At 71.1% G+C, this 21,287-nt stretch carries 21 protein-coding genes; 7 read left to right on the top strand and 14 right to left on the bottom strand.

What is annotated here, in order from left to right:
* Positions 1-23: 23 nt before the first annotated feature.
* The 8 genes from AB0P24_RS24200 to AB0P24_RS24235 form a co-directional block, all read right to left on the bottom strand.
* Complete coding sequence (locus AB0P24_RS24200; RefSeq protein ID WP_365797271.1) at positions 24-905, bottom strand: carbohydrate ABC transporter permease; 882 nt, start codon at positions 903-905, stop codon at positions 24-26.
* Positions 902-1,858 (bottom strand): sugar ABC transporter permease, encoded by a 957-nt coding sequence (locus AB0P24_RS24205; RefSeq protein WP_365797273.1) that lies wholly within the window; start codon positions 1,856-1,858, stop codon positions 902-904. Before AB0P24_RS24205 ends, AB0P24_RS24200 begins: the two co-directional genes overlap by 4 nt.
* A gap of 5 nt (positions 1,859-1,863) precedes the next feature.
* The gene (locus AB0P24_RS24210) at positions 1,864-3,216 is read right to left on the bottom strand and encodes an extracellular solute-binding protein (RefSeq protein ID WP_365797274.1); all 1,353 of its coding nucleotides are present in this window, start codon (positions 3,214-3,216) and stop codon (positions 1,864-1,866) included.
* 141 nt (positions 3,217-3,357) lie between these two features.
* Entirely contained in the window at positions 3,358-4,353 is a 996-nt protein-coding gene (locus tag AB0P24_RS24215) for a LacI family DNA-binding transcriptional regulator (protein WP_365797275.1), read from the bottom strand.
* Between the two features lie 57 nt (positions 4,354-4,410).
* Complete coding sequence (locus tag AB0P24_RS24220) at positions 4,411-5,226, bottom strand: ABC transporter permease (protein ID WP_365797277.1); 816 nt, start codon at positions 5,224-5,226, stop codon at positions 4,411-4,413.
* Positions 5,227-5,245: 19 nt separating this feature from the next.
* Positions 5,246-6,109: an ABC transporter permease gene (locus AB0P24_RS24225; protein WP_365797279.1), complete on the bottom strand. Its 864-nt coding sequence runs from the start codon at positions 6,107-6,109 to the stop codon at positions 5,246-5,248.
* 3 nt (positions 6,110-6,112) lie between these two features.
* Positions 6,113-7,303 (bottom strand): ABC transporter substrate-binding protein, encoded by a 1,191-nt coding sequence (locus tag AB0P24_RS24230; RefSeq protein ID WP_365797281.1) that lies wholly within the window; start codon positions 7,301-7,303, stop codon positions 6,113-6,115.
* Positions 7,304-7,355: 52 nt separating this feature from the next.
* Positions 7,356-8,387: an ABC transporter ATP-binding protein gene (locus AB0P24_RS24235; protein WP_365797283.1), complete on the bottom strand. Its 1,032-nt coding sequence runs from the start codon at positions 8,385-8,387 to the stop codon at positions 7,356-7,358.
* A gap of 123 nt (positions 8,388-8,510) precedes the next feature.
* On the opposite strand from AB0P24_RS24235, the gene AB0P24_RS24240 reads away from it, so the two are divergent.
* Positions 8,511-9,251 (top strand): GntR family transcriptional regulator, encoded by a 741-nt coding sequence (locus AB0P24_RS24240; protein WP_365797285.1) that lies wholly within the window; start codon positions 8,511-8,513, stop codon positions 9,249-9,251.
* A gap of 38 nt (positions 9,252-9,289) precedes the next feature.
* Positions 9,290-10,069 (top strand): cache domain-containing protein, encoded by a 780-nt coding sequence (locus AB0P24_RS24245; RefSeq protein WP_365797287.1) that lies wholly within the window; start codon positions 9,290-9,292, stop codon positions 10,067-10,069.
* A gap of 104 nt (positions 10,070-10,173) precedes the next feature.
* Here the strand turns inward: AB0P24_RS24245 and AB0P24_RS24250 are convergent, their stop codons facing one another.
* Positions 10,174-10,851 carry a hypothetical protein gene (locus AB0P24_RS24250; RefSeq protein ID WP_365797289.1) on the bottom strand — a complete coding sequence of 226 codons (678 nt, stop codon included), beginning with the start codon at positions 10,849-10,851 and terminating at the stop codon, positions 10,174-10,176.
* Positions 10,852-11,098: 247 nt separating this feature from the next.
* Between AB0P24_RS24250 and AB0P24_RS24255 the strand changes: the two genes are divergently transcribed.
* Both AB0P24_RS24255 and AB0P24_RS24260 read left to right on the top strand, forming a co-directional pair.
* Positions 11,099-11,755 carry a helix-turn-helix transcriptional regulator gene (locus AB0P24_RS24255; RefSeq protein WP_365797291.1) on the top strand — a complete coding sequence of 219 codons (657 nt, stop codon included), beginning with the start codon at positions 11,099-11,101 and terminating at the stop codon, positions 11,753-11,755.
* Positions 11,756-11,801: 46 nt separating this feature from the next.
* On the top strand, positions 11,802-12,371 hold the full coding sequence (locus tag AB0P24_RS24260) for a M48 family metalloprotease (RefSeq protein ID WP_365797325.1): 570 nt from the start codon (positions 11,802-11,804) through the stop codon (positions 12,369-12,371).
* A gap of 45 nt (positions 12,372-12,416) precedes the next feature.
* Here the strand turns inward: AB0P24_RS24260 and AB0P24_RS24265 are convergent, their stop codons facing one another.
* Entirely contained in the window at positions 12,417-13,427 is a 1,011-nt protein-coding gene (locus AB0P24_RS24265; protein ID WP_365797327.1) for an alpha/beta fold hydrolase, read from the bottom strand.
* A gap of 253 nt (positions 13,428-13,680) precedes the next feature.
* Here AB0P24_RS24265 and AB0P24_RS24270 point away from each other — a divergent pair, with 253 nt between their 5' ends.
* Positions 13,681-13,908, top strand: coding sequence for a hypothetical protein (locus AB0P24_RS24270; protein ID WP_365797293.1), 228 nt, complete (start codon positions 13,681-13,683; stop codon positions 13,906-13,908).
* Between the two features lie 14 nt (positions 13,909-13,922).
* On the opposite strand, the gene AB0P24_RS24275 is transcribed toward AB0P24_RS24270, so the two are convergent.
* The gene (locus tag AB0P24_RS24275; protein ID WP_365797295.1) at positions 13,923-14,603 is read right to left on the bottom strand and encodes a 4'-phosphopantetheinyl transferase superfamily protein; all 681 of its coding nucleotides are present in this window, start codon (positions 14,601-14,603) and stop codon (positions 13,923-13,925) included.
* Positions 14,551-15,456 carry a metallophosphoesterase gene (locus AB0P24_RS24280; RefSeq protein ID WP_365797297.1) on the bottom strand — a complete coding sequence of 302 codons (906 nt, stop codon included), beginning with the start codon at positions 15,454-15,456 and terminating at the stop codon, positions 14,551-14,553. The genes AB0P24_RS24275 and AB0P24_RS24280 overlap by 53 nt, the downstream gene beginning before the upstream one ends.
* Positions 15,457-15,922: 466 nt before the next feature.
* On the opposite strand from AB0P24_RS24280, the gene AB0P24_RS24285 reads away from it, so the two are divergent.
* Together AB0P24_RS24285 and AB0P24_RS24290 are read left to right on the top strand one after the other, a co-directional pair.
* A complete protein-coding gene (locus AB0P24_RS24285) occupies positions 15,923-17,044 on the top strand; it encodes an ATP-grasp domain-containing protein (protein WP_365797299.1) in 1,122 nt (373 codons plus the stop codon).
* A 215-nt stretch (positions 17,045-17,259) separates the two neighbouring features.
* Complete coding sequence (locus tag AB0P24_RS24290) at positions 17,260-18,939, top strand: carbohydrate binding domain-containing protein (protein WP_365797301.1); 1,680 nt, start codon at positions 17,260-17,262, stop codon at positions 18,937-18,939.
* 26 nt (positions 18,940-18,965) lie between these two features.
* On the opposite strand, the gene AB0P24_RS24295 is transcribed toward AB0P24_RS24290, so the two are convergent.
* On the bottom strand, positions 18,966-19,856 hold the full coding sequence (locus tag AB0P24_RS24295) for a sulfotransferase (protein ID WP_365797303.1): 891 nt from the start codon (positions 19,854-19,856) through the stop codon (positions 18,966-18,968).
* 176 nt (positions 19,857-20,032) lie between these two features.
* Positions 20,033-21,283 (bottom strand): alpha-L-fucosidase, encoded by a 1,251-nt coding sequence (locus AB0P24_RS24300; RefSeq protein WP_365797305.1) that lies wholly within the window; start codon positions 21,281-21,283, stop codon positions 20,033-20,035.
* Positions 21,284-21,287 lie beyond the last annotated feature (4 nt).

Raw genomic sequence — 21,287 nt, forward strand, 5'->3', positions numbered from 1 at the left:
CCTTTCTGTCGGAGGAAGGGCCGTCAGCCCTTGGTGCTGCCCGCGCTGATCCCGGCGATGATGTGCCGCTGGAAGACGAGGAACAGCGCGACCATCGGGATGCTGGCGATCACCATCGCGGCGATGAGCACGGTGAGCTGGATGTTCTGCGACAGCTGGACCAGGGCCACGCTGATGGGCTGCTTGTCGGTGTCGGAGAAGACCATCAGCGGCCACAGGAAGTCCTGCCAGACCGCGACCAGGGCGAAGATCGACACGACCCCGAGGACCGGGCGGGACATGGGCAGGACCACGGACCAGAGGACGCGCAGTCTTCCGGCGCCGTCGATCTCGGCGGCCTCCAGCACGTCGCGGGGCAGCTGGTCGAAGAACCGCTTGAGGAGATAGAGGTTGAAGGCGTTGGCGACGGCCGGCAGCCAGATGCCGAGCGGGTTGTTCAGCAGGCTGGTGTGGATGAACGGCAGGTCGGCGGCGGTCAGGTACTTGGGTACGACCAGGGCCTGGGCCGGGACCATCAAGGTGGCCAGGATGCCGCCGAGGATCACCTTTCCGAAGGCCGGCCTCAGCTTCGACAGGGCGTAGGCGGCGGCCGTGCAGAACACCAGCTGGAACGCCCAGGCGCCGGCGGCCTGCACCACCGTGTTCCACAGGTGCTGCGGGAGCTGCATCAGGTCCCAGGCGTCGGTGTAGCCGGACAGGTGCCAGTGCTCGGGGACGACGGTGGGCGGGGTCCGGGCGACCTCGTCCGGAGACTTCGCCGCCCCGGTCACCATCCAGTAGACGGGGAAGAGGAAGGCGAGCGCGAAGAGCACGACGACACCGGTGAAGACGCTCCAGTAGACCGCCCTCCCGCGCGGCCGGGCCAGGGTCGCCGGGGAGATCAGGGTGCGGGTGGCGCTGCTCATCCGTCCTCCCCGGAGCGGGTCAGCCGCAGGTAGCCGGCCGAGAAGATGCCGAGCAGCACCAGGAGCATCACGCTGAGCGCGCAGGCGCCGCCGAAGTCGTTGTAGAGGAAGGCGTACTTGTAGATCAGGTAGAGCACGGTGACCGTGGCGCTCTCCGGGCCGCCCCCGGTGATGACGAACGGCTCGGTGAACACCTGCATGGTGGCGATGATCTGAAGGAGCATCAGCATCAGGATGACGAACCTGGTCTGAGGGACCGTCACATGACGGATGCGCTGGAGGAGATTCGCGCCGTCGAGTTCGGCGGCCTCGTACAGTTCGCCGGGGATGGACTGGAGGGCGGCCAGGTAGATCAGGACGGTGCCGCCCATGTTGGCCCAGGTCGCCACGATCACCAGGGAGACGAGCGCGGTGCCGGTGCCGTTGGTCCAGTTCGAGGTGGGCAGGTGCAGGAAGCGCAGGGTCTCGTTGGCGAGGCCGGCCCCGGGGTCGTAGAACCACTTCCACAGCAGGGCGCTGACCACCGGCGGGATCATCACCGGGAGGTAGACCACGACCCGGAAGAACGCCCTGGCGTGCCGCAGTTCGTTGAGGACCACGGCGAGGACGAAGGGGATCGCGAAGCCGATCAGCAGGGCCAGCAGGGTGAAGGTGAGGGTGTTGCGCCAGGCCGCCGAGAACTCCGGGTCGTGCAGGACCCGGGTGAAGTTGGCGGTGCCGACCCACTCGGCGGACGAGCCGGGCGTGTACTTCTGGAAGGAGATCACGACCGCGCGGATCGCCGGGTACCAGGAGAACAGGGCGAAGCAGATCAGTCCGCCGAGCAGGAAGCCGTAGGCGCTGGCCTGGTCGAGCAGCCGGCGCCGCCTCCGGTCCCCTGCCGGGGGCGGCGCCGGGGCCTGTCGGGCGCCGACCGCCGCCGGGGCCGGGCGCAGTGCGGCCGTCTTGGTCATCGCGGTCAGCCCCGGGCCAGGATGCCGTTGATCTTGTCGTTGGCGTCCTTGAGGAGCTGGTCGATGTCGGCGTCCTGCTTGGTGAGGACGGCGGAGACGGTGCCGTCGAGGACGGAGTAGATCTGCTGGGCGTCCGGCGGCTCGATCTTCATCTGCAGGGACTGGTTGCCGTCCAGGAACGCCTGGTAGTTCTCCACCGGCACGTTGGCGTAGGCCTTCTTGACCGCCTGGTCCTTGGCGTCGGCGGCGCCGGTGAACAGGCGCGGCTCGGGCAGGCCGACGGGCGCGTCGTTCTTCTTGGCGCGGGCGTAGTCGCCGAGGAAGCCGTCACCGGGGGTGAGGAACATGGAGTCCAGCCACTTGAGGCCGGCGCGGATCTGGGCGGGGGTGTCCTTCTTGTTGAACATGTAGCCGTCGCCGCCGATGAGGGTGCCCTTGCCGCCGGGCATCGGGCCGAGGGCGAGGTCCTTGTAGTTGCCGCCCTTCTCCTTGACCAGGATCGGGATGTTGTCCGGCGCGGAGAGGTACATGCCGAGCTTGCCCGAACCCATCATCTGCTGCACGTCGTTGATGATCAGCAGCTGCTTGCTGCCCATCGAGTTGTCGGTCCAGCGCATGTCGTGCAGGTTCTGCAGGACCGCGTGCCCCTCGGGGGTGTCGACGGTCGCCGACCTGCCGTCGGCCGACACCACGTCACCGCCCTGCGCGTACATCTCCGCGGTGAAGTGCCAGCCGCCCTGGTTCTGCGCGCTGTAGTCGGCGTACCCGACGGTCCCGTTGCCGAGGGCGGCGATCTTCTTGGCGTCGGCGCGGACCTCGGCCCAGGTCGTCGGCGGCTGGTCGGGGTCGAGGCCGGCCTGCCGGAAGAGGCTGCGGTTGTAGATCAGGCCCATCGAGTAGCCGGTGCGCGGGATGCCGTAGACCTTGCCGTCGACGGTGTAGATGTCCCGCAGCTGCTTCTGGATGGTGCCGTAGCTCTTCAGGTCCTTGAGGTACGGCGTGAGATCGGCCGCCTGGTTGATGTCCACGACGTGCTTGGCGTCGGTGAAGTACGTGTAGAAGACGTCCTCCATCTGGCCGCCGGCGAGCTTGGCGTCGAAGGTCTTCGGGTCCTGGCAGGGGAACGCGTCGTGTGCGACGACGTCGATGTCCGGGTTCTTCTTCTCGAAGTCGGCGATGTCCTGTTCGAAGAACGACCGGTCGACCTTGGCGCTCTTGGGCGGCTCGCAGTTGACGGTGATGCGTGTCTTGCCGCTTCCCGCGTCGTCGCCCCCCGACCCGCAGGCCGAGGCGGAGAGCGCGAGCGAGGAACAGACGCCGAACGCGACGAGAGCACGGCGGAACCCGGTGCTGGACATCGGTGGACCCCCCAGAGCAGGAGCGGTTGGGCGCCGCACCGGGACCGGTGGGCGCCGCACACTCAAGCACCGGCGACACTGCCGCGCAAGATGTCGCGCAGAATCTGTAATTATTCGACAGCAGATGGGATCTGCTGACCGTCAGGCTTTCGGCGCTTGCGCGGTCGACCCCCTGACGACCAGCTCCGGCTCGAACAGCAGCTCCTCGGCCGGTACGGCCGTGCCGCCGATCTGCGCGTTCAGCAGTTCGACGGCGGCCCGGCCCATGGCCTCGATGGGCTGGCGGACGGTGGTGAGCGGGGGTTCCGTGCAGTTCATGAACGCCGAGTCGTCGTAACCGACGACCGAGACCCGGCCGGGCACCTCGTACCCCTTGCGGCGGGCCGCGCGGACGGCACCCAGGGCGAGCGGGTCACTGGCGCAGATGATGCCGGTGACGCCCCGGTCGATGAGCCGGGACGCGGCCGCGTGGCCGCCCTCGATGGAGAAGATCGCGCGGGCCACGAACTCGTCGGGCACGTCGCCGATCGCGCGCGCGGCGGCCAGCTTCCGGGCCGAGGGGACGTGGTCGCCGGGGCCGAGGACCAGGCCGATGCGCTCGTGCCCGAGGGAGGCGAGGTGCCGCCAGGCCTGCTCCACCGCCACCGCGTCGTCGCAGGACACGCCCGGGAAACCGAGGTGCTCGATGGCCGCGTTGACCAGCACCACCGGGATGTTGCGGTCGGCGAGCAGCCGGTAGTGGTCGTGCGGCGCGTCGGCCTGGGCGTAGAGGCCGCCGGCGAACACCACGCCGGAGACCTGCTGTTGCAGCAGCAACTCCACGTAGTCCGCCTCGGAGACCCCGCCCTTGGTCTGGGTGCACAGCACCGGAGTGAGGCCGAGCTGGGCCAGGGCGCCGCCGATGACCTCGGCGAACGCCGGGAAGATGGGGTTCTGCAGCTCGGGCAGGACCAGACCGACGAGCCGGGCGCGCTCACCGCGCAGCTGGGTGGGGCGCTCGTAGCCGAGCACGTCGAGGGCCGAGAGCACCGCCTGCCGGGTCGCCTCGGAGACCCCCGGCTTGCCGTTGAGCACCCGGCTGACCGTGGCCTCACTGACCCCGACCTTCTTGGCTACATCCGCAAGTCGTCGCGTCATGACCGCAAGCGTACCGCAAGTTATGCAAGTTTTTTGCGTAACATCTCGGGGACGGGGTCAGACGCGGCTGGCGGTCGCCGTGTCCGCCGACAGCCGTTGCGCGACGTAGATCGGGACGACGGACAGCAGGACGAGCACGGCCGCCACCACGTTCACCACCGGCGCCTGCTGCGGGCGGGTCATGTTGTCGAAGATCCACAGGGGCAGGGTCTGGACGCCCGGTCCGGCGGTGAAGGTGGTGACCACGATCTCGTCGAAGGAGAGCGCGAAAGCGAGCAGTCCGCCCGCGAGCAGCGCCGAACGCACCAGCGGGAAGGTGACGTCGGCGAAGGCGCGGAAGGTGTCGGCACCCAGGTCGGCCGCGGCTTCCTCGTAGCTGCCGGAGGTGCGGCGCAGCCGGGCGACCACGTTGTTGAAGACGATCACGACACAGAAGGTGGCGTGCCCGACGACCACGGTGAACAGGCCGAGTCCGACGCCGAGCGGCTCAAGGACGGTGCTGAACGCCGAGTTGAGGGCGATGCCGGTGACGATGCCGGGCAGCGCGATCGGCAGCACGACCACGAAGGAGAGGGCGTCCCGGCCGAAGAAGCGGTGCCGGGCGACCGCGAAGGCGACCAGCGTGCCGAGCACCAGGGCGATCGCGGTGGCGCCGAGCCCGGCCTTGACCGAGGTCCACAGCGCCTCGCGGGCACCGGAGCTGTGCCAGGCGGCCGACCACCAGTGGGTGGTCAGGCCGGGCGGCGGCCAGCTCGCGCTGCGGTCGGGGTTGAGGGAGTTGACGAGGACGAGGAGGAGGGGGACGTAGATGACGGCGAAGCCGACGGCGGCGGCGACGCGGAGGGCGATACGGGCGGACCTGGAGAGTGGCATGTGACATATCACCCGTTCGTCAGAGGCTGCTCAACGCCCCCGTCCGCCGCATCGCCAGCAGATACAGCACGATGACGACGACCGGGACGGTGGCGAGGGCGGCGGCCATGGGCAGGTTGAGTTCGATGTTGGCGTAGACCAGGTTGCCGATGAGCTGGCTCTTGCCGCCGACGATCTGCACGGTGATGTAGTCGCCGAGGCTGAGCGAGAACGTGAACACCGATCCGGCGGCGACCGACGGCAGCACCATCGGCAGCACCACGGACCGGAAGGTCCGCCCCGCGCGGGCGCCCAGGTCCGCCGACGCGTCGAGGAGGTTGTCGGGCAGCTGCTCCAGCGCCGTGTGGATCGGCAGGATCATGTAGGGCAGCCACAGGTACGTCAGGGTCAGCACGGTGGCCGGCAGTCCGAAGCCCGGCCCGCTCAGCCCGAGCGGCTTCAGCAGCCAGTCGGCGAGCCCGCCCTCGGACAGGATCAGCCGCCACGCGTACACCTTGACCAGGTAGCTCGCCCACAGCGGCGTGAGGATGGCGACCACGAGGAGCGGGCGCCGGCTCGGCCTGGCGACCCGGGCGGTGTAGAAGGCGACCGGGAAGGCGAGCACCGCGCACAGGGCGGTCACCGCGAGCGCGACGCCGACGCTGCGCAGGACCACCTGCCGGAACACCGGCGTGGTGAACAGCTCGTGGAAGTTGTCCGTCGACCACACCTTCACCACCTCGGAGGTGAAGGAGTCGGTCGTCCAGAACGCGGAGACGAACAGCACGGCCAGCGAGCCGAGATAGAGCACGGCCAGCCACAGCAGCGGGGCGGTCAGCAGCAGCGCGAGGCGGAGCCGGGGGCGCCGGTGCAGCGCCCCCGCGGTCCGGGTGAGCAGGGCCATGGGTCAGCCCTTGATCTCGGTCCAGGCCTGGACCCACTTGGCGTACGGCACGCACTTGACGTCGGTACGGCCGTCCAGGCACTGCTCGATGGGCGTGTTCCAGAAGGCGATGTTCTTCCAGTAGCTCTCGTCGGCCGCGTGGTAGGTCGCGCAGAAGTTCTTGTCGCTGGTCAGGTCGCAGGCCTTGGCGTTGGCCGGGGCCTCGCCGAAGTACTCGGCGACCTCGGCGTTCACCTTCGGGGAGACGATCCAGTTCAGCCACTTGTAGGCGCAGTTGGGGTGCTTGGCCTTGGCGGAGACCATCCAGGTGTCCGACCAGCCGGTGGATCCCTCCTTCGGGACGAAGGCCTTGACCTTGGCGCCCTCGCCGGCGGCGAGGTTCGCGATGACCTGCCAGCTGGTGCCGACGACGGAGTCGCCGCTCTTGAAGGCGGAGATCTCCTTGAGGTAGTCGCTCCAGTACTCGCCGATGTCCGCGTTCTGCTTCTTCAGCAGGGCCACGGCCGCGTCGAACTGCTTCTGGTCGAGCGCGTAGGGGTCCTTGATCTTCAACTCGGGCTTGGTGGCCTTCAGGTACAGGGCCGCGTCGGCGATGTAGATCGGCGAGTCGTAGGCGGTGACATGGCCCTTGTACTTCCCGGCGTCGTCGAAGACGGCGGCCCAGGAGGTGGGGGCGGGGCTGACCTTCTGGGTGTTGTACATGAGCAGGTTGGCGCCGCGGCCGTGCGGGATGCCGTACATCCGGCCCTTGACCGAGTTCCAGGCGCCGTTCTTCAGGCCGCTGAAGATGTCCTTGTAGTTGGGCACGAGCTTGGTGTTGACGGGGGCGGCGTCGCCGGAGGCGATCAGGCGCAGGGAGGCGTCACCGGAGGCGGAGACGGCGTCGTACTCGCCGGTCTTCATCAGCTTGACCATCTCGTCGGAGCTGGCGGCGACCTTGGAGTTGACCTGGCAGCCGGTCTGCTTCTCGAAGTCGGTGACCCAGTCCACCTTGGGGTCGTCGGAGCCGTCCTCGACATAGCCGGCCCAGGCGATCAGGTTGACCTGGCCCTCGGACTTGCCGAGCTTGGCGAGGGGTTTGAGGTCAGGCGGGTTGAGACCGGCCGAGGAACCGGAGCCGGAGGAGCCACAGGCGGTGGCGGCCAGCAGCAGCCCGGCGCAGGCGGCCGCGGCGATGGGGCGGGTGAGGCGCACGACGTACTCCAGAGGTGAGGGACGGCGGATCCGGACGTGGGAGGACGGCGGATCAGTCGGGGACGGGGACGGTGTGCCGGCGCTGCCAGCGCAGCCGGACGCGGGTGCCGCGGTAGGCGGCGACGTCCTCGGCGGAGGTGTCGAGGTTCTGCTGGAGCGCGGTGAGCCGGCCGCCGCCGTCCAGGTCGACCAGGAAGCGGGTGGCGTCACCGAGGTAGACCACCTCGGCGACGGTGCCGACGGCGGTGGCGTGGCCCTCCTCGTCCGGGTCGGCGGTCTCCTTGAGGACCTGGATCTTCTCGGGCCGGACGCTGTGGGTGCCGCTCTCGCCGAGGACCCGCAGGGCGGCCTCGCCGGTGAGCAGGTTGGAGGTGCCGACGAAGGAGGCGACGAACGCGGTGGCGGGGCGTTCGTAGATCTCCGCGGGGGTGCCGACCTGTTCGATGCGGCCCTGGTGGAAGACGGCGACGCGGTCGCTCATCGTCAGGGCCTCCTCCTGGTCGTGGGTGACGAAGACGAAGGTGATGCCCACCTCGCGTTGCAGTGCCTTGAGCTCGATCTGCATCTGCTCGCGGAGTTTCAGGTCGAGGGCGCCGAGCGGTTCGTCGAGGAGCAGCACGCTGGGGCGTCCGACCAGGGCGCGGGCGAGCGCGACGCGCTGGCGCTGGCCGCCGGAGAGCTGGGCGGGGCGGCGGCCGCCGTAGCCGTCGAGGCGGACCTCCGCGAGGGCCTTGCGGGCGCGGGCCAGGCGTTCGGCCTTGGGGACCCGGCGGACCTTGAGGGAGTAGGCGACGTTCTGCTCGACGCTCATGTGCGGGAACAGGGCGTAGTCCTGGAAGACGGTGTGCACGTCCCGTTCGAAGGGGGCGCGGCGGGTGACGTCCTGCCCGGCGAGTTCGATCGTGCCCGAGGTAGGCGTCTCGAAGCCGGCGATCATGCGCAGCACCGTGGTCTTGCCGGAGCCGGAGGGGCCGAGCATCGAGAAGAACTCGCCGTCCCGGATCTCCAGGTCGACCCCGGCCACGGCGCTTGTGTCGCCGAACGACTTCCGCAGATCCCGCAACCGGATCGCGCTGGCCTCCATGGGCGGGAACCTTTCTGCCGCTGTCTTGCGTTGAACCTGGTGATCGGAAAGATATGAAGTCATAGTTCACATCTCAAGACCCTTCCGAGGTAAAGGTTGGGTCAACGCATAGGGTGGTGGGCCGTGGGACAGCACCAAACGGACGGCGGCGCCCGAAAAGCCGTGTTCGCCCCCGTGGACAGCGGGGCCAGGGTCACCGCCGTCGTGCGCCGGATAGGCGACGCCATCGAACTCGGCCTGCTCGCCGACGGGGAGCAGCTGCCCGGCGAGACCGAGCTGGCCGGACAGCTCGGGGTGTCCACGGTGACCCTGCGGGAGGCGCTGATGGCACTGCGCCAGCAGGGCCTCGTCGTCACCCGCCGGGGCCGGGGCGGCGGCAGCTTCGTGGCCTCCCCCGAGGTGCCCGACCGGGAGCGGCTCACGGAGCGGCTGCGCGGCTGGAGCCCCGAGGAGCTGCGCGACCTCGGCGACCACTGGGCGGCCCTGTCCGGCACCGCGGCCCACCTCGCCGCCGAGCGCACCGAGGACCACGACCTCGACCAGCTCCGCCGGACCACCGAGGAGCTGCGCGGGGCGCCGGACGCGGCGGCGCGCAGCCGGGTGTACGGCCGTTTTCACGTGGAGCTGGCCGCCGCCGCGCAGTCGGCCCGGCTCACCCGGGAGCAGGTCGCGCTCCAGACGGAGATCGGGGCACTGCTGTGCCTTGTGCTCGGCGACGACGAATATCGTGAAGAGGTGGCGGACCGTCACCGGTCCGTAATCTCCGCCGTGCAGGATGGGGCGCACGCATCGGCCAGGGAGCTGGCCGAGCGGTGTGTACGGGACTCGACGGCACGGCTCATCGCCCTGCGGCTGGCCCGGTAGCCGCGCCGCGCCCGCTCCCCCGTCCGCTGGAGGGCACCATGAGCCGCAGCACCGTCCCCTCCGGCCCGGCGGCGGCCACCCTCGACGCCGCCGAGGAGTACGTGGCCGCGCGGGTCGGTCACGCCCTGGAGACGGTGTTCGACGCCGTCGCGGCCACCCGCGCCGACACGGCCGCGCTGCTGGCCCGGGTGGCCGCCGAGGGCCGCCGGCCCGTGACCGCCGACCTCGCCGCTCTGCGCCCCGGTCTCCACCTGCGGCTGACCCGGCAGGAGCTGGTCTCCGGTGTCGGGTTCGTGGCGGCGCCGGGGGTGCTGGCCGACGTCCCGGCCTGGCTGGAGTGGTGGCAGAGCGACGCCTGCGGGGACGTACGGCCGCTGCTCCTCGACCTCGACCCGCGCACCTCGGCCTACTCCGACTACACGCACTGGGACTGGTTCGCGCTGCCCCGGGACACCGGGCGGCGGGCGGTGGCGGGCCCCTACGTCGACTACCTCTGCTCGGACGAGTACAGCCTCACGCTGTCCGCGCCGGTGGAGGTGGGCGGCCGGTTCCTCGGCGTGGCCGCGGCCGACGTGTATCTGCGGCACTTCGAGGCGGCCGCGCTGCCGCTGCTGCGCGGGCTGCCCGGACCCGCGCGGCTGGTCAACGCCCGCGGCCGGGTGGCGGCATCGGCCGACCCGGCCCAGTTGGCGGGTTCCCTGGTCAAGGGACCGGACTTCGGGGCGGTCCTGGAGAGCGGGCGGGCGGGCACGTTCGGCGGGATGCGGCTGGTGCCGTGCCGGGGCGTGCCGCTGGTCCTGGTGGTGGCGGCCGGATGAGACGGGGCGGGGCGAGGGGCGCGGGGCTCGGGGCGAGGCGGGGTTGAGAGGACTTCGGCGTCCGGCCCGGCGCCGTCGGCGACCTGAACGCCGACGGTGCCGGGTCAGCCTTCGGGGGCCGGGACGACGGTCAGATGGGCGCCCAGGCCGCCGGGCCGGCGGGAGCGGCGCGGGGCGGGGGCAGGGGCGGGACGGGGGGCGGCGCGCAGCACCAGGGTGTAACGCGCGTATCCCATGTCCTGGAGGGTCTTGGGGGTTTCGCCGACCACCCGGCACTCGGTGGCGCCCAGCAGCGGGTCCGGGTGGAGCAGCAACCGGACGGCTCCGTCGAGCTGTGCGCCCTCCTCGCCGACGGCGCGCAGCCAGTGCGGCAGCCCCTGCCGGAAGGCGGCCTCCATGATGGGGTCCTGGGCGATCTCCCGGCGGATCGACTGGAGTTCGTGGTCGTGGCCGTAGCTCTCCAGGATGGTCTTGAACTGCGCCAGCATCGGCAGGCACCAGCCCGCCTCGTGGGCGCCGAGAATCGTTCCGGCATCCGGGTGAAACAGGACGAAGCGCAGGAAGTTGTCCCCCGGCATCGCGGTGGGATGCGGGGCGACCGCCCGGAAAAGTGTCTCGAACGCGCCGTTGGCCAGCACCACGTCCCAGCGGTGGTCCACCACCAGGGACGGGAAGGGGACCGCGTCCAGCAGCAACGCGTAGTCCTGGAGATACGCCTGAGCCTCAAGGCCCTCGGGGACGGGCCGCGGCGCCGGCCGCCGCCCACCTGCCTGATATGCCATCGGGAGGTCACCCCTCTTGCCTATGCGGCCTTCTCGCGGCGATGCGATCCTGCTGCCCCACCCTGAGTCATGTCAACTATCGTGGCATTCCATGCCTGCCGACGTCCGAAATTGGCCACAGTTGTGGCGAGACCTGGATGTGAGTTCGAACGACCCGCTAATCTCCGGGGGGTTCATGCCGGGAAGTTCACACGGCGCCGCTTGTGAGAAGCCCCTGATTCCCCTGAGAGACGTAGGAGTTCTGTCGGTGACGGATGGCTACGAGGATCCGGGCGCCACGGCGACCGCCCAGCTGCCGGCCGCCGTCGCCCGCGTCACCGCGCTCGCCGACCGGCTCGGCGTCCCGCACGCCGAGGTCTTCCACGTCGGACGGCTCTCCTTCGCCTGCGGTGTCCCCGAGCCTGTGGTCCGGGCCCTGCTGACCGGGCAGCCGGCGGGCGAGCCCGATGTCCAGGCCCGCTTCCTGCAACGCCTGGACCTGCTGCGCCGCACCCGGCTCAAGCCGAACGGCCGCAAGCACACCCAGCAGGAGATCGCCGACGGCGCGGGCATGTCCCGGCAGCAGGCCGGCGCCCTGATCAACGGTGACCGGCGGCCGACCATGGAGCACTGCGACGCCCTCCAGCGCTTCTTCCGCGTGCACGCCGGCTTCCTCACCGCCGAGGACCCCGAGGCGCTCGCCGGCGCCCTCCAGCGCGTCGAGCAGGAGCTGCTGCAGAAGCTGGCGAACCGGGAGCGGGCCGCGGCCGAGGCGGCCGAGGACCCGCTGGAGCGGCTGCTACAGGACCACGGGGTCCGCGGCATCGCCTGGCGGGCCGCCCAGCTGCCCACCGACCAGCACCGGGACAAGGTCGCGGAATGGCTGGACATGCTCCTGGAGAGCGTCAAGCGGCCCGAGTCGTGAGCCGAGAGTCGTGAGCCGAGGGAGAAGAGTGGGCATCGGCAGGGACATGCGCCGGCTGAGCGGCGAGTTGGTCGGGGAGCTGCGCGTGGCCGCGCCCGCTCCCCCGCAGGAGCTGTACCGGGCGCTGTGCGACGCGCTGGGCCGCCGCCGCGGCCGCCCCGTCCAGTTCCGTACGGCCGTCTTCCCGCCCGGCACGGCCAGCGGGCTCTGGCTCGACCTGGCCGACCGCGACCTGGTCGTCGTCGAGGAACGCACCGTGCCCGACCACCAGTTGGTGATCCTCGGCCACGAGCTGTGGCACATGCACGCCGAGCACTGCGGCCATGACGTGGAGGGGGTCGGGGTGGCCGCGCGGCTGCTCGGCGCGCCCACCGCCGGCGGCTCCGCGGCGGCCACCCGCGCCGAGGCCGACCAGGCCGCGCTCCAGGCGGCCTTCCAGCGGGTGGCCGCCCGCACCCGCTTCGACCGGGCCGAGGAACGGGACGCGGAGACCTTCGGGCTGCTGCTGGCCAGCAAGTGCCGTACCTGGCTCGCGGGTTCGGCCCTGCGCGGACCGGTGCGCCGGCACGACGTGGCGGGCCGCATCGAGACGTCGCTGGGCTACCTGGGGAAGTGACACACCCTCGGCCCGGGCCGGGGGCACGACCGCCGCGGCGCGCGTTCAGGTGGCGCTGCGCTCGCTCGCCTCGCGCAGGTCTCGCCGCGCGGCCGCGCCGTGGCCGGTGTCGGGGCGGCCGTCGAGGAGCAGGGCGCGCCAGTGCTCACGGCTCCAGTCCGCCGCGGGGGTGGCGGCGGTGAAGTCCCGGACGAGGGCCACGAAACGGGCCGGGTCGGCGTGGAACGGGAAGTGCCCGGCGCCCTCGAAGATCTCCAGCCGGGCGCCGGGCATCGCCTCCCGGGCGCGATGGGCGTGCCGTACCGGGACCACGCTGTCGCGGTCGCCCCACAGCAGCATGGTCGGCATGCCCTCGGTGAGGTAGCAGCGGTCCAGCATGGTGACGACCTGGCCCCGCCAGTCGACGACCGCGCGCAGGGTGCGGATGAAGGCGTTGCGGGAGGTCTCGTCGGGGAGCGCGTCGACCAGGGTGAGCAGTTCCGGCGCGTCCTGGCCGAGTCCGGTGTCCAGAAGCCTCAGCAGGCGCACGGCGAGGCCCACCTGGAGGCGCATCCCGGGCAGCCGCAGCGCGGACAGCAGCAGATGGGCACCGGGCAGCGAGACGAGCCGGAGCACGGGGTTGACCTCGCGGCCCACCCCGCCCGCGCTGACCAGGATGAGCCGCTCGGTGCGCTCGGGAAACTGGTAGGCGAACTGCATCGCGACTCCCCCGCCGAGCGAGTGCCCGACGAGGGTCGCGGACTCGATGCCCAGGGCCGTCAGCAGATCCCGCACCCCGTTGGCGTAGGCGGCGACCGAGTAGTCGGCCCGGGGCTTGTCCGACTCGCCGTGGCCGAGGAGGTCGGGGGCGATCACGGTGTGGGTGCGGGCGAGGTCGGGGATGAGCTTCGCCCAGGTCGCCGAGGAGTCCCCGATGCCGTGGATGAGGACCAGGGCGGGCCCGTCGCCGGCGATGCGGTAGGCACGCCGGTAGCCGTGCACGACCCGGTGGCGCGGCACGAGTTCCCCGTCGCCCACCGGGCGCAGGCGCGCGGTGCGCCGCGGACGGCTGGGCATCGCTTCCGGCACGACTCGGCCTCCCCGCTGTCCCGGGCACCAAGGCCCGGCCGGATCCCTGTCCTTCCAGGGTAGGAAGACATTTCCCCACGGCGTTTCGGTGAGGTTTCGCCTCCGCTAAGCGGGCGAACCGGAGCCGGGCGCGGGGGCGTTGTCAGTGGCGGACGGCAAGCTGGGGGGTGCGCACCGCACCCCCGGTGTGCCCGCGCCGTCCGGGCGCGTGACATCGACGACCGACGGGGAGAGCCGACCGATGCACACCGCCGTACTGACCGACCGTGAACGCGCCGCCGTCCAGGCCTATCTGCGGCTCCTGCACACCGTGCGCGCGGCCTTCGACGGACCGCCCGACGCCCCGCGCCCGTTCGTGGTGCCGCCCGCCGTGCTCGCCGAGGCCGAACAGGCCCTGGCCGGCGCCGGACTGGCGGGCAACGAGGAGGCGTTCTTCCGGCTGCTGCACGACTGGTGCCCACCCGCCTGAGCCGGCGCGGGGCGTCAGAGGTGCGGCACGACCACGGCAGAGGTCAGCATGCCGTGCCCCACGCTCCAGCGGCCCTCGAAGACCTCCAGCCGCCGCCCGCCGACCTCCGGGCCGGGGACGAGGAGGCGGGCGCGCAGGACGCCGTGCGGCCGCTCACCGGGCTCCGGGGCGAGCTCTATGTCGGCCTCCATGAAGTCCAGCCACTTCCCGGTGAGGGGGAACCACGCCTTGTAGACGGACTCCTTGGCGCTGAACAGCAGGCGGTCCCAGTGCACACCGGGCCGTTCGGCCGCGAGCCGGGCGAGGCGCTGCCGCTCGGCGGGGAGCAGCACGGACTCGGCGACGCCCTCGGGGAGCGCGGCGTGCGGTTCGGCGTCGATGCCGAGGGAGGCCAGGTCGGTGGCACGGACCAGGGCGGCGGCGCAGTAGCCCTCGCAGTGGGTCATGCTGCCGACCAGCCCGTGCGGCCAGCGCGGGGCGCCGCGCTCGCCGCTCACGATCGGCTGCGGCTCGACGCCGAGCTTCTCCATGGCGCGCCGGGCGCAGGCGCGCACGGCGGAGAACTCACGGCGGCGCTTGGGCACGGCCCGGGCCACCAGCGCCGCCTCCTCGGGGTAGAGCGGGGCTTCGCGGATCGCCTCGTCACCGAGCATCTCCACGGCCACCACCGAGTCCGGGAGCAGCTCCTCGATCACCGGTTCCGACCTCCACAGGCAGAATTCGGCGCAGCCGCCCCGGCTCCCCGGAACGCTTGCGCCACTCGCGGGGATATCCCACGGAGACCTCTTCGAAGCGGACCCCGTCGAGCCAGGTGGTCCGGGGAATGTGCAGATGACCGTAGACCATGGTCGCGACGCGGAACCGGCGGTGCCAGTCGGCGGTGCGGGTGGTGCCGCACCACATGGCGAACTCCGGGTACCAGAGCACGTCCGTGGGGTGCCGGTCCAGTGGATAGTGTCCCGCCAGCACGGTCGGCAGGTCCTCGGGCAGCTCGGCGAGCCGGCGCTCGGTGGCCTCGACCCGGGCCCGGCACCAGTCCTCGCGGGTCGGGTAGGGGTCGGGGTGCAGCAGGTACTCGTCGTTGCAGACGACGCCGGTGCCGTGCGCGTAGGCGAGGCCCTCCTCCTTCGTGGCGCAGCCCGCCGGCAGGAAGGAGTAGTCGTACAGCAGGAACAGCGGTGCCACGACGACCGGGCCGCCGGGGCCTTCCCAGACCGGGTACGGGTCCTCGGGGGTGAGAACGCCCAGCTCCCGGCAGAGGCCGACGAGGTGTTCGTAGCGGGCGACTCCGCGCAGGGTGACCGGGTCCTTGGGGTGGGTCCACAGGTCGTGGTTGCCGGGCGCCCACAGCACCTTGCGGAAGCGGCCGGCGAGGGTCTCCAGCACCCAGCGGATGTCCGCGACGGTCTCCGCGATGTCACCGGCGACGATCAGCCAGTCCTCGTCCGTTTCCGGACGCATCTTCTCGACGAGCTCGCGGTTCTCCGGGTAGGAGATGTGCAGGTCGCTGATGGCCAGCAACTGCCCGGCACCGGCCGTGGACTCCACCCCGCACCCCTTCCGATCATGTCGTCTGCCCCCACCACAACACACTTCGGGGGCCGGGAACAAGACCACGCGTCCGACGGCCCGTCGGCGACCACCCGGCCGGTCCAGGGCCGGTCCCCGGCCGGTTCCGGGACGGCCCCGGGACGGCTTGAGACCGGCCGCGAGCCGGCTGCGAGCCGCCTGCGGAACGGCCGCGGGACGGCCGCGGGACGCCTTCGGGGTGCCTACGGGGTGCCTGCGGGGCGTCAAGGAAACCGGCGGGGACGGTGCAGGAAAACGCGCGTGGACAGGACGGGGAAATCCGTAACACTCGCGTTGCACGCGGGGCCCCATGAAAGCCGTATGATCCCCCCAACACCACCGCCACGAACTTCCCTTCGCCCAGGGCGGTTTGGTGTACCTCCAACCACCCTGCCCGGGCACGGGCTCGCTGAGCCCTGCCCGAAAACCCCGAAAGGCGGCTTTAATGCGCTCTCGCGTACGCGTCTGGCTCAACCGCACGTACGCGGAGAACGTGTTCTTCATGGATCAGCTGCGGAGAAATCCCAGCGACCGGGCGGTCGAGATCCATGCGACGCACGGTGACGCCGACTCCCCCGTGCTGGCCGCCGCCGACACCGCCGACCTGGAGCCGGAGGGCCTGTCCCCGGCCGCCTACGTCGAGTACGCCCTGGACCAGTGCCAGCGCCGTGGCATCGATGTCTTCGTGCCCCGGCTGCACCAGTCGGCGATCGTGGCCCACCGGGCCGACTTCGAGGCGATCGGCACGGCCCTGCTGGCGCCGACGCCGGAGGGCACCGCGGTCTTCGAGGACAAGGCGACCGCGTACGAGGCGGTGAGCTCGGTGGGCGTCCCGGTGCCGCCCTGGTCGCGGGTCCGCACGGCGGACGAACTCGTGGCCGCGGTGGAGGAGTTGGAGGCGGGCGGGCACAAGGCCTGCTTCAAGCCGGCCGCCGGTGCGGGTGGTGTCGGATTCCGCGTGATCACGCGCGCCCCCTTCTCGCTCTTTCACCTCACCGGGTTCCCCGGGCCGTACGTCCAGCTCGACCTGGTCGTGGACGCGCTGCGCCGCGCCGAGCAGCCGGTGGACTGGCTGGTGATGCCGCGGCTGGAGGAGCCGGAGGTGTCCGTCGACTGCCTCACCGGGCCGGACAACCGGGTCCGGCTGGCCGTGGGCCGCACCAAGAAGGGCCGCCGGCGCGGGTTCACCCTCGACGAGCGGTGGCTGGGACCGGCGCGGGTCATCGCCGAGGGCTTCGGGCTGCACTACCTGTCCAACATCCAGTTCCGGATGTACGAGGACCAGCCCGTACTGCTCGATGTCAACACGCGTCCGGCCGGGGGGTTGCACCAGCTGTCGCTCTGCGGGGTCAACGCGCCCTGGGCGGCCGTGCAGTTGGCGCTGGGCGAGGACCCGGGGGTGATCGAGCCGCCGTTCCTGGGGCAGGACTACGCGGTGGTGTCGGGGCCGAAGCCCGTCCTTCCGTCGGTTCCCGTGCAGCGGGAGGAGGCCGACGTGGTGTTGGCGCCCACATTGCCCGTGGAAGTGGAGTCGGTTGACGCCGCGGCTGCGGTGTTGCCGCTCTAGGGTTTCCGGCCGGGTGCGGGATGTGCGTGGTTGCCCGCGCCCACGGCGGAGCCGCACATCGGACACAGCCCCGCGCCCCTGAGCAAGTCACCCCACCGGTATGGACCAATTCACCTTCGCCTCTTGACAGGCGGATTGGTCCATACCAACTTGGTTGCGCACCTCCTTGCACCTTCGGGCACCTCCCGAACACCCCCATCCTTCAGGGAGATCGCGTGCGCAACTCGCTCAGACGTTCCAGACATCGGATATTCGCCCTGCTCGGGTCCGCCGCTCTCGCGCTCGCCGGGGCCATCGCGCTGCCCGGTACCGCGCAGGCGGCCAACGTCCTTTCCAATCCCGGCTTCGAGTCGGGGAGTCTGTCGCCGTGGTCCTGCTCGGGGAACCTCGGCTCGGTCGTGTCCTCGCCCGTGCACGGCGGTTCCAAGGCGCTCGCGGGGGCCGCGAGTTCCAGTGACAACGCCCAGTGCACGCAGACCGTCGCCGTGCAGCCCAACACGACGTACTCGCTCAGTGGCTGGGTCCGCGGCTCGTACGTCTATCTCGGGGTGACCGGCGGCGCCTCCACCTGGACGACCTCGGCGTCCCAGTACAGCCAGCTGACGGTCTCCTTCACCACCGGGGCGTCGCAGACCAGCGCCGAGATCTACGTCCACGGGTGGTACGCCCAGGGGACGTACTACGCCGACGACATCAGCCTCGACGGACCCGGCGGCAGCTCGGACACGCAGGCGCCCACCGCGCCCACGAACCTCACCTCCACCGGGAAGACCTCGTCGAGCGTGTCGCTGTCGTGGTCGGCCTCGACCGACAACGTCGGGGTCACGGCGTACGACGTCTACAGCGGGTCGAGCCAGGTGGCCAGCGTCTCCGGGACCTCGGCCACGGTGAGCGGACTGTCGGCCAGTACGGCGTACACGTTCACGGTGAAGGCGCGGGACGCGGCCGGGAACGTCTCGGCGGCCTCCAACTCCGTGTCCGTGACGACGAGCGCGGGCAGCGGTGGCGGGAGCGGCTTCAAGCAGGCCGCGCCCTATCTCTTCGAGGGCTGGGGGGATCCGCCGAACCCCTCCACCGTGATGGGCTCGACCGGCATCAAGAACTTCACCATGGCCTTCGTGCTGGACTCGGGCGGCTGCACGCCGGCCTGGGACGGCAGCCGGGCACTGACCGGCGGCGTCGACCAGACCGCGATCAACCAGATCCGGGCGGCCGGCGGTGACGTCACCCCGTCGTTCGGCGGCTGGCAGGGCAGCAAGCTCGGCGCCAACTGCTCCTCCGCGAGCGCGCTGGCCGGGGCGATCCAGAAGGTGATCGACGCCTACGGTCTCAAGTCCGTCGACATGGACATCGAGAACACGGACGAGTTCGAGAACGAGGCCGTGCAGGCACGGATCCTGACCGCCCTGAAGACGGTCAAGGCCAACAACGCCGGTCTGCGGACGATCGTCACCTTCGGGACGTCCACCACCGGTCCGACGTACTACGGCAACCGGCTGATCGAGCAGGCTCAGTCGATCGGCGCCGACATCGACGTCTTCACGATCATGCCGTTCGACTTCGGCGGCGGCTCCGACATGTACGGCAACACCGTGAGCGCGGCCGAGGGGCTGAAGACCAAGCTGAAGTCCACGTTCGGCTGGGACGACGCGACGGCCTACGCGCACATCGGGATCTCCGGCATGAACGGGCTGTCCGACCAGCAGGAGACCACGACCCCGGCGATCTGGACGCAGATCCGTGACTGGGGGAACTCGCACCACATCGCCCGGCTCGCGTTCTGGGCGGTCAACCGGGACCGCGGCTGCGCGGGCGGTGGCGTGGTGAGCAACTGCTCCGGGATCAGCCAGAGCAACTGGCAGTTCACCTCGATCACGGCCGGCTTCACCGGCTGATCACGGGGACGGTGGCGTGGGGATGCCTAGACCTGGTATCCCCACGCCTTCGCCACCTCGGCCAGCCGGGGCGGGAGTTCGGCGGTGGGGTCGGCCTGGCGGGCGGCCTGGATGCGGCCGGACCTGATCTCCTCGCTCCAGTCGCCGAGCTTCGGCCGGAACGTGCCGTGGTTCTGCTTGCCGTAGTCGAGCATGCCGCTCTCCCACGGGACGCCGAGGTACTCGCACAGACCGCGGGTGACCCGCTCCGGGTCGGCGGTGAGGTCCTCGTACGTGATCACGTGGGCGTCGGTGAGGTTCTGGCGGGCCTCTTCGAGCTTCTCCGCGTAGCCGAGGACCTCGGCGCGGATCGCCTCGTGGTCGGGGTCGGCGCGGCGGCTGGTGAGGGACTGGATGACGGCGCCGGGGTGGCGCAGCAGCAGGATGAACCGGGCCTCGGGCCAACACCGGTGCAGCCGGGGCCAGATGAGGGTGTTCGGCGGGGTCTTGTCGATGATGACGTCCTTGCCGCTGCGGCTGAGCTCCAGGTGCAGCACCCGGTCCCACAGCACGTGCTCCAGCTCCTCGCGGTCGAGGGCGAGCTCCTTCATGGCGTCCGCCGTGAACTCCCGGGACATGCTGACGTGGACCGTGCGCAGATGCATCTCGTGCGGGGCGCGGATGCGGCTGTGGCTGTTCAGCAGGACCCGCAGCAGCGTGGAGCCGGAGCGCACCGAGGACAGCACGAAGGCCGGCGACCGGACCAGGCGGGGGGCGCGCGGGGCCGCGTAGCCGTCCGAGGCCTGCCGGTGCCCCTCGGCCGGACGCTGGGACGGGATGGCGTCCAGGGTCCGGCGCGGCGGGCTCACCGCCTGCGCCATGAGCCGGCCCCGGCGCTTCAGCCCCTTGGCGATCGCGGACATTCGCGGGTCTCGCACGGTGATGCCTTTCTGTCGTCCCTGCCGTCCGCATCCCAGGGGTCACAGGCGAACTCAAGATGTCCAGAAGGCGAACCAACAGGGTCACGGCGGCCTGAAAAGCCGCCGTGACCTGCCCACTTACCGTTCTCTTAATTCTTCATATGAGAACTCCGGGCATGTGCGAGTGAACCGGTTCAGAACCGGCCGGATCCCCGGTACAGCTCCAGCTCGCCGTCCAGTTCGATGGCGAGGACGGTGGCGTACGGGTCGAGGTCGGCCGCGGCCGGCGGGTCGATCCACAGCACGCCGACCGCCTCGTGCAGCCCGCCGGTCACCCGGTGCCCCAGTTCGGCGCCGGTGCCGAGCACGGTGACCCTGCGGACCGCCGTGGCCAGGCCCCGGACCCCGATCTCGGCGCGCGGCACGTCGAACAGGGTGAGGTAGAGGGTGCGCCGGTCGGCGGAGAGGGTGCTCGGGCCGTAGTGGTGCCCGGCCGGCAGGCCGCGCCCGGTGCCGTACACCGCCTCCGCGTGCCTGCGGATCCACTCCCCCAGCCCCTCGAGCCGCTCGACCTGCGGCTGCGGGATGGTGCCGTCCTCCATGGGGCCGACGTCGAGCAGCAGGTTGCCGCCGCCCCCGATGGTCTCGGTGAAGTAGCGGATCAGCTGGGCGAGGGACTTGTGGTTGTGGTCGTGGTGCTGGTACCCCCAGGAGTCGTTGATCGTCAGGCACAGCTCCCAGGGGCCGTCCGGCGGCACGACGGGGGCGCCCTGCTCGGGCGTGGCGTAGTCGCCCTCGCCGAGCATGCGCGCGTTGAAGACGACGTGCGGGACGTACGACCGGACGAGCGCGGCGAGTTCGGGGATCCGCCACTGCTCCTCGCTGCGGTCCCACTCACCGTCGAACCACATCAGGTCCGGCCGGTACCGCGAGGCCAACTCCGTTATCTGGCCGTCCCGGTAGGCGATGAAGCGTTCCCAGGCGGCCAGGTCCTCGTCCTCGGCCGCCACTTCCGAGTAGCGGTTGTCCGCCAGCTCCGGCGGGCGGCCCGGCTTGCGCGTCGAGGCGTAGTCGGGGTGGTTCCAGTCGGAGTGCGAGTAGTAGAAGCCGACCTTGAGGCCTCGCTCGCGCAGGGCCTCCGCATACGGCCCGAGGTAGTCCCTGCCGAGGTTGAGGTCGCCGTACGCCGTGTCCCACAGGGCCACACCGTCGTGGTGACGGCTCGTCAGCACGGCGTACTTCGCGCCGGCGCGGGCGAACAGGCCGGCCCACGCCTTCGGGTCGTAGCGGGCACCGGTGAAGCGGGGCAGCTGCGACATGTACTGCGCGTGCGGCACGATGCCGTCGTAGAAGGACCAGGACTCCTGGACCCCGTCCACGGCGTAGATGCCCCAGTGCACGAAGATCCCCAACTTGGCGTCGGTGAACCAGGGTTGCATCGGCATCCGG

It is taken from the genome of Streptomyces sp. NPDC086519, from assembly GCF_040686075.1.
GTDB lineage: Bacteria > Actinomycetota > Actinomycetes > Streptomycetales > Streptomycetaceae > Streptomyces > Streptomyces shenzhenensis.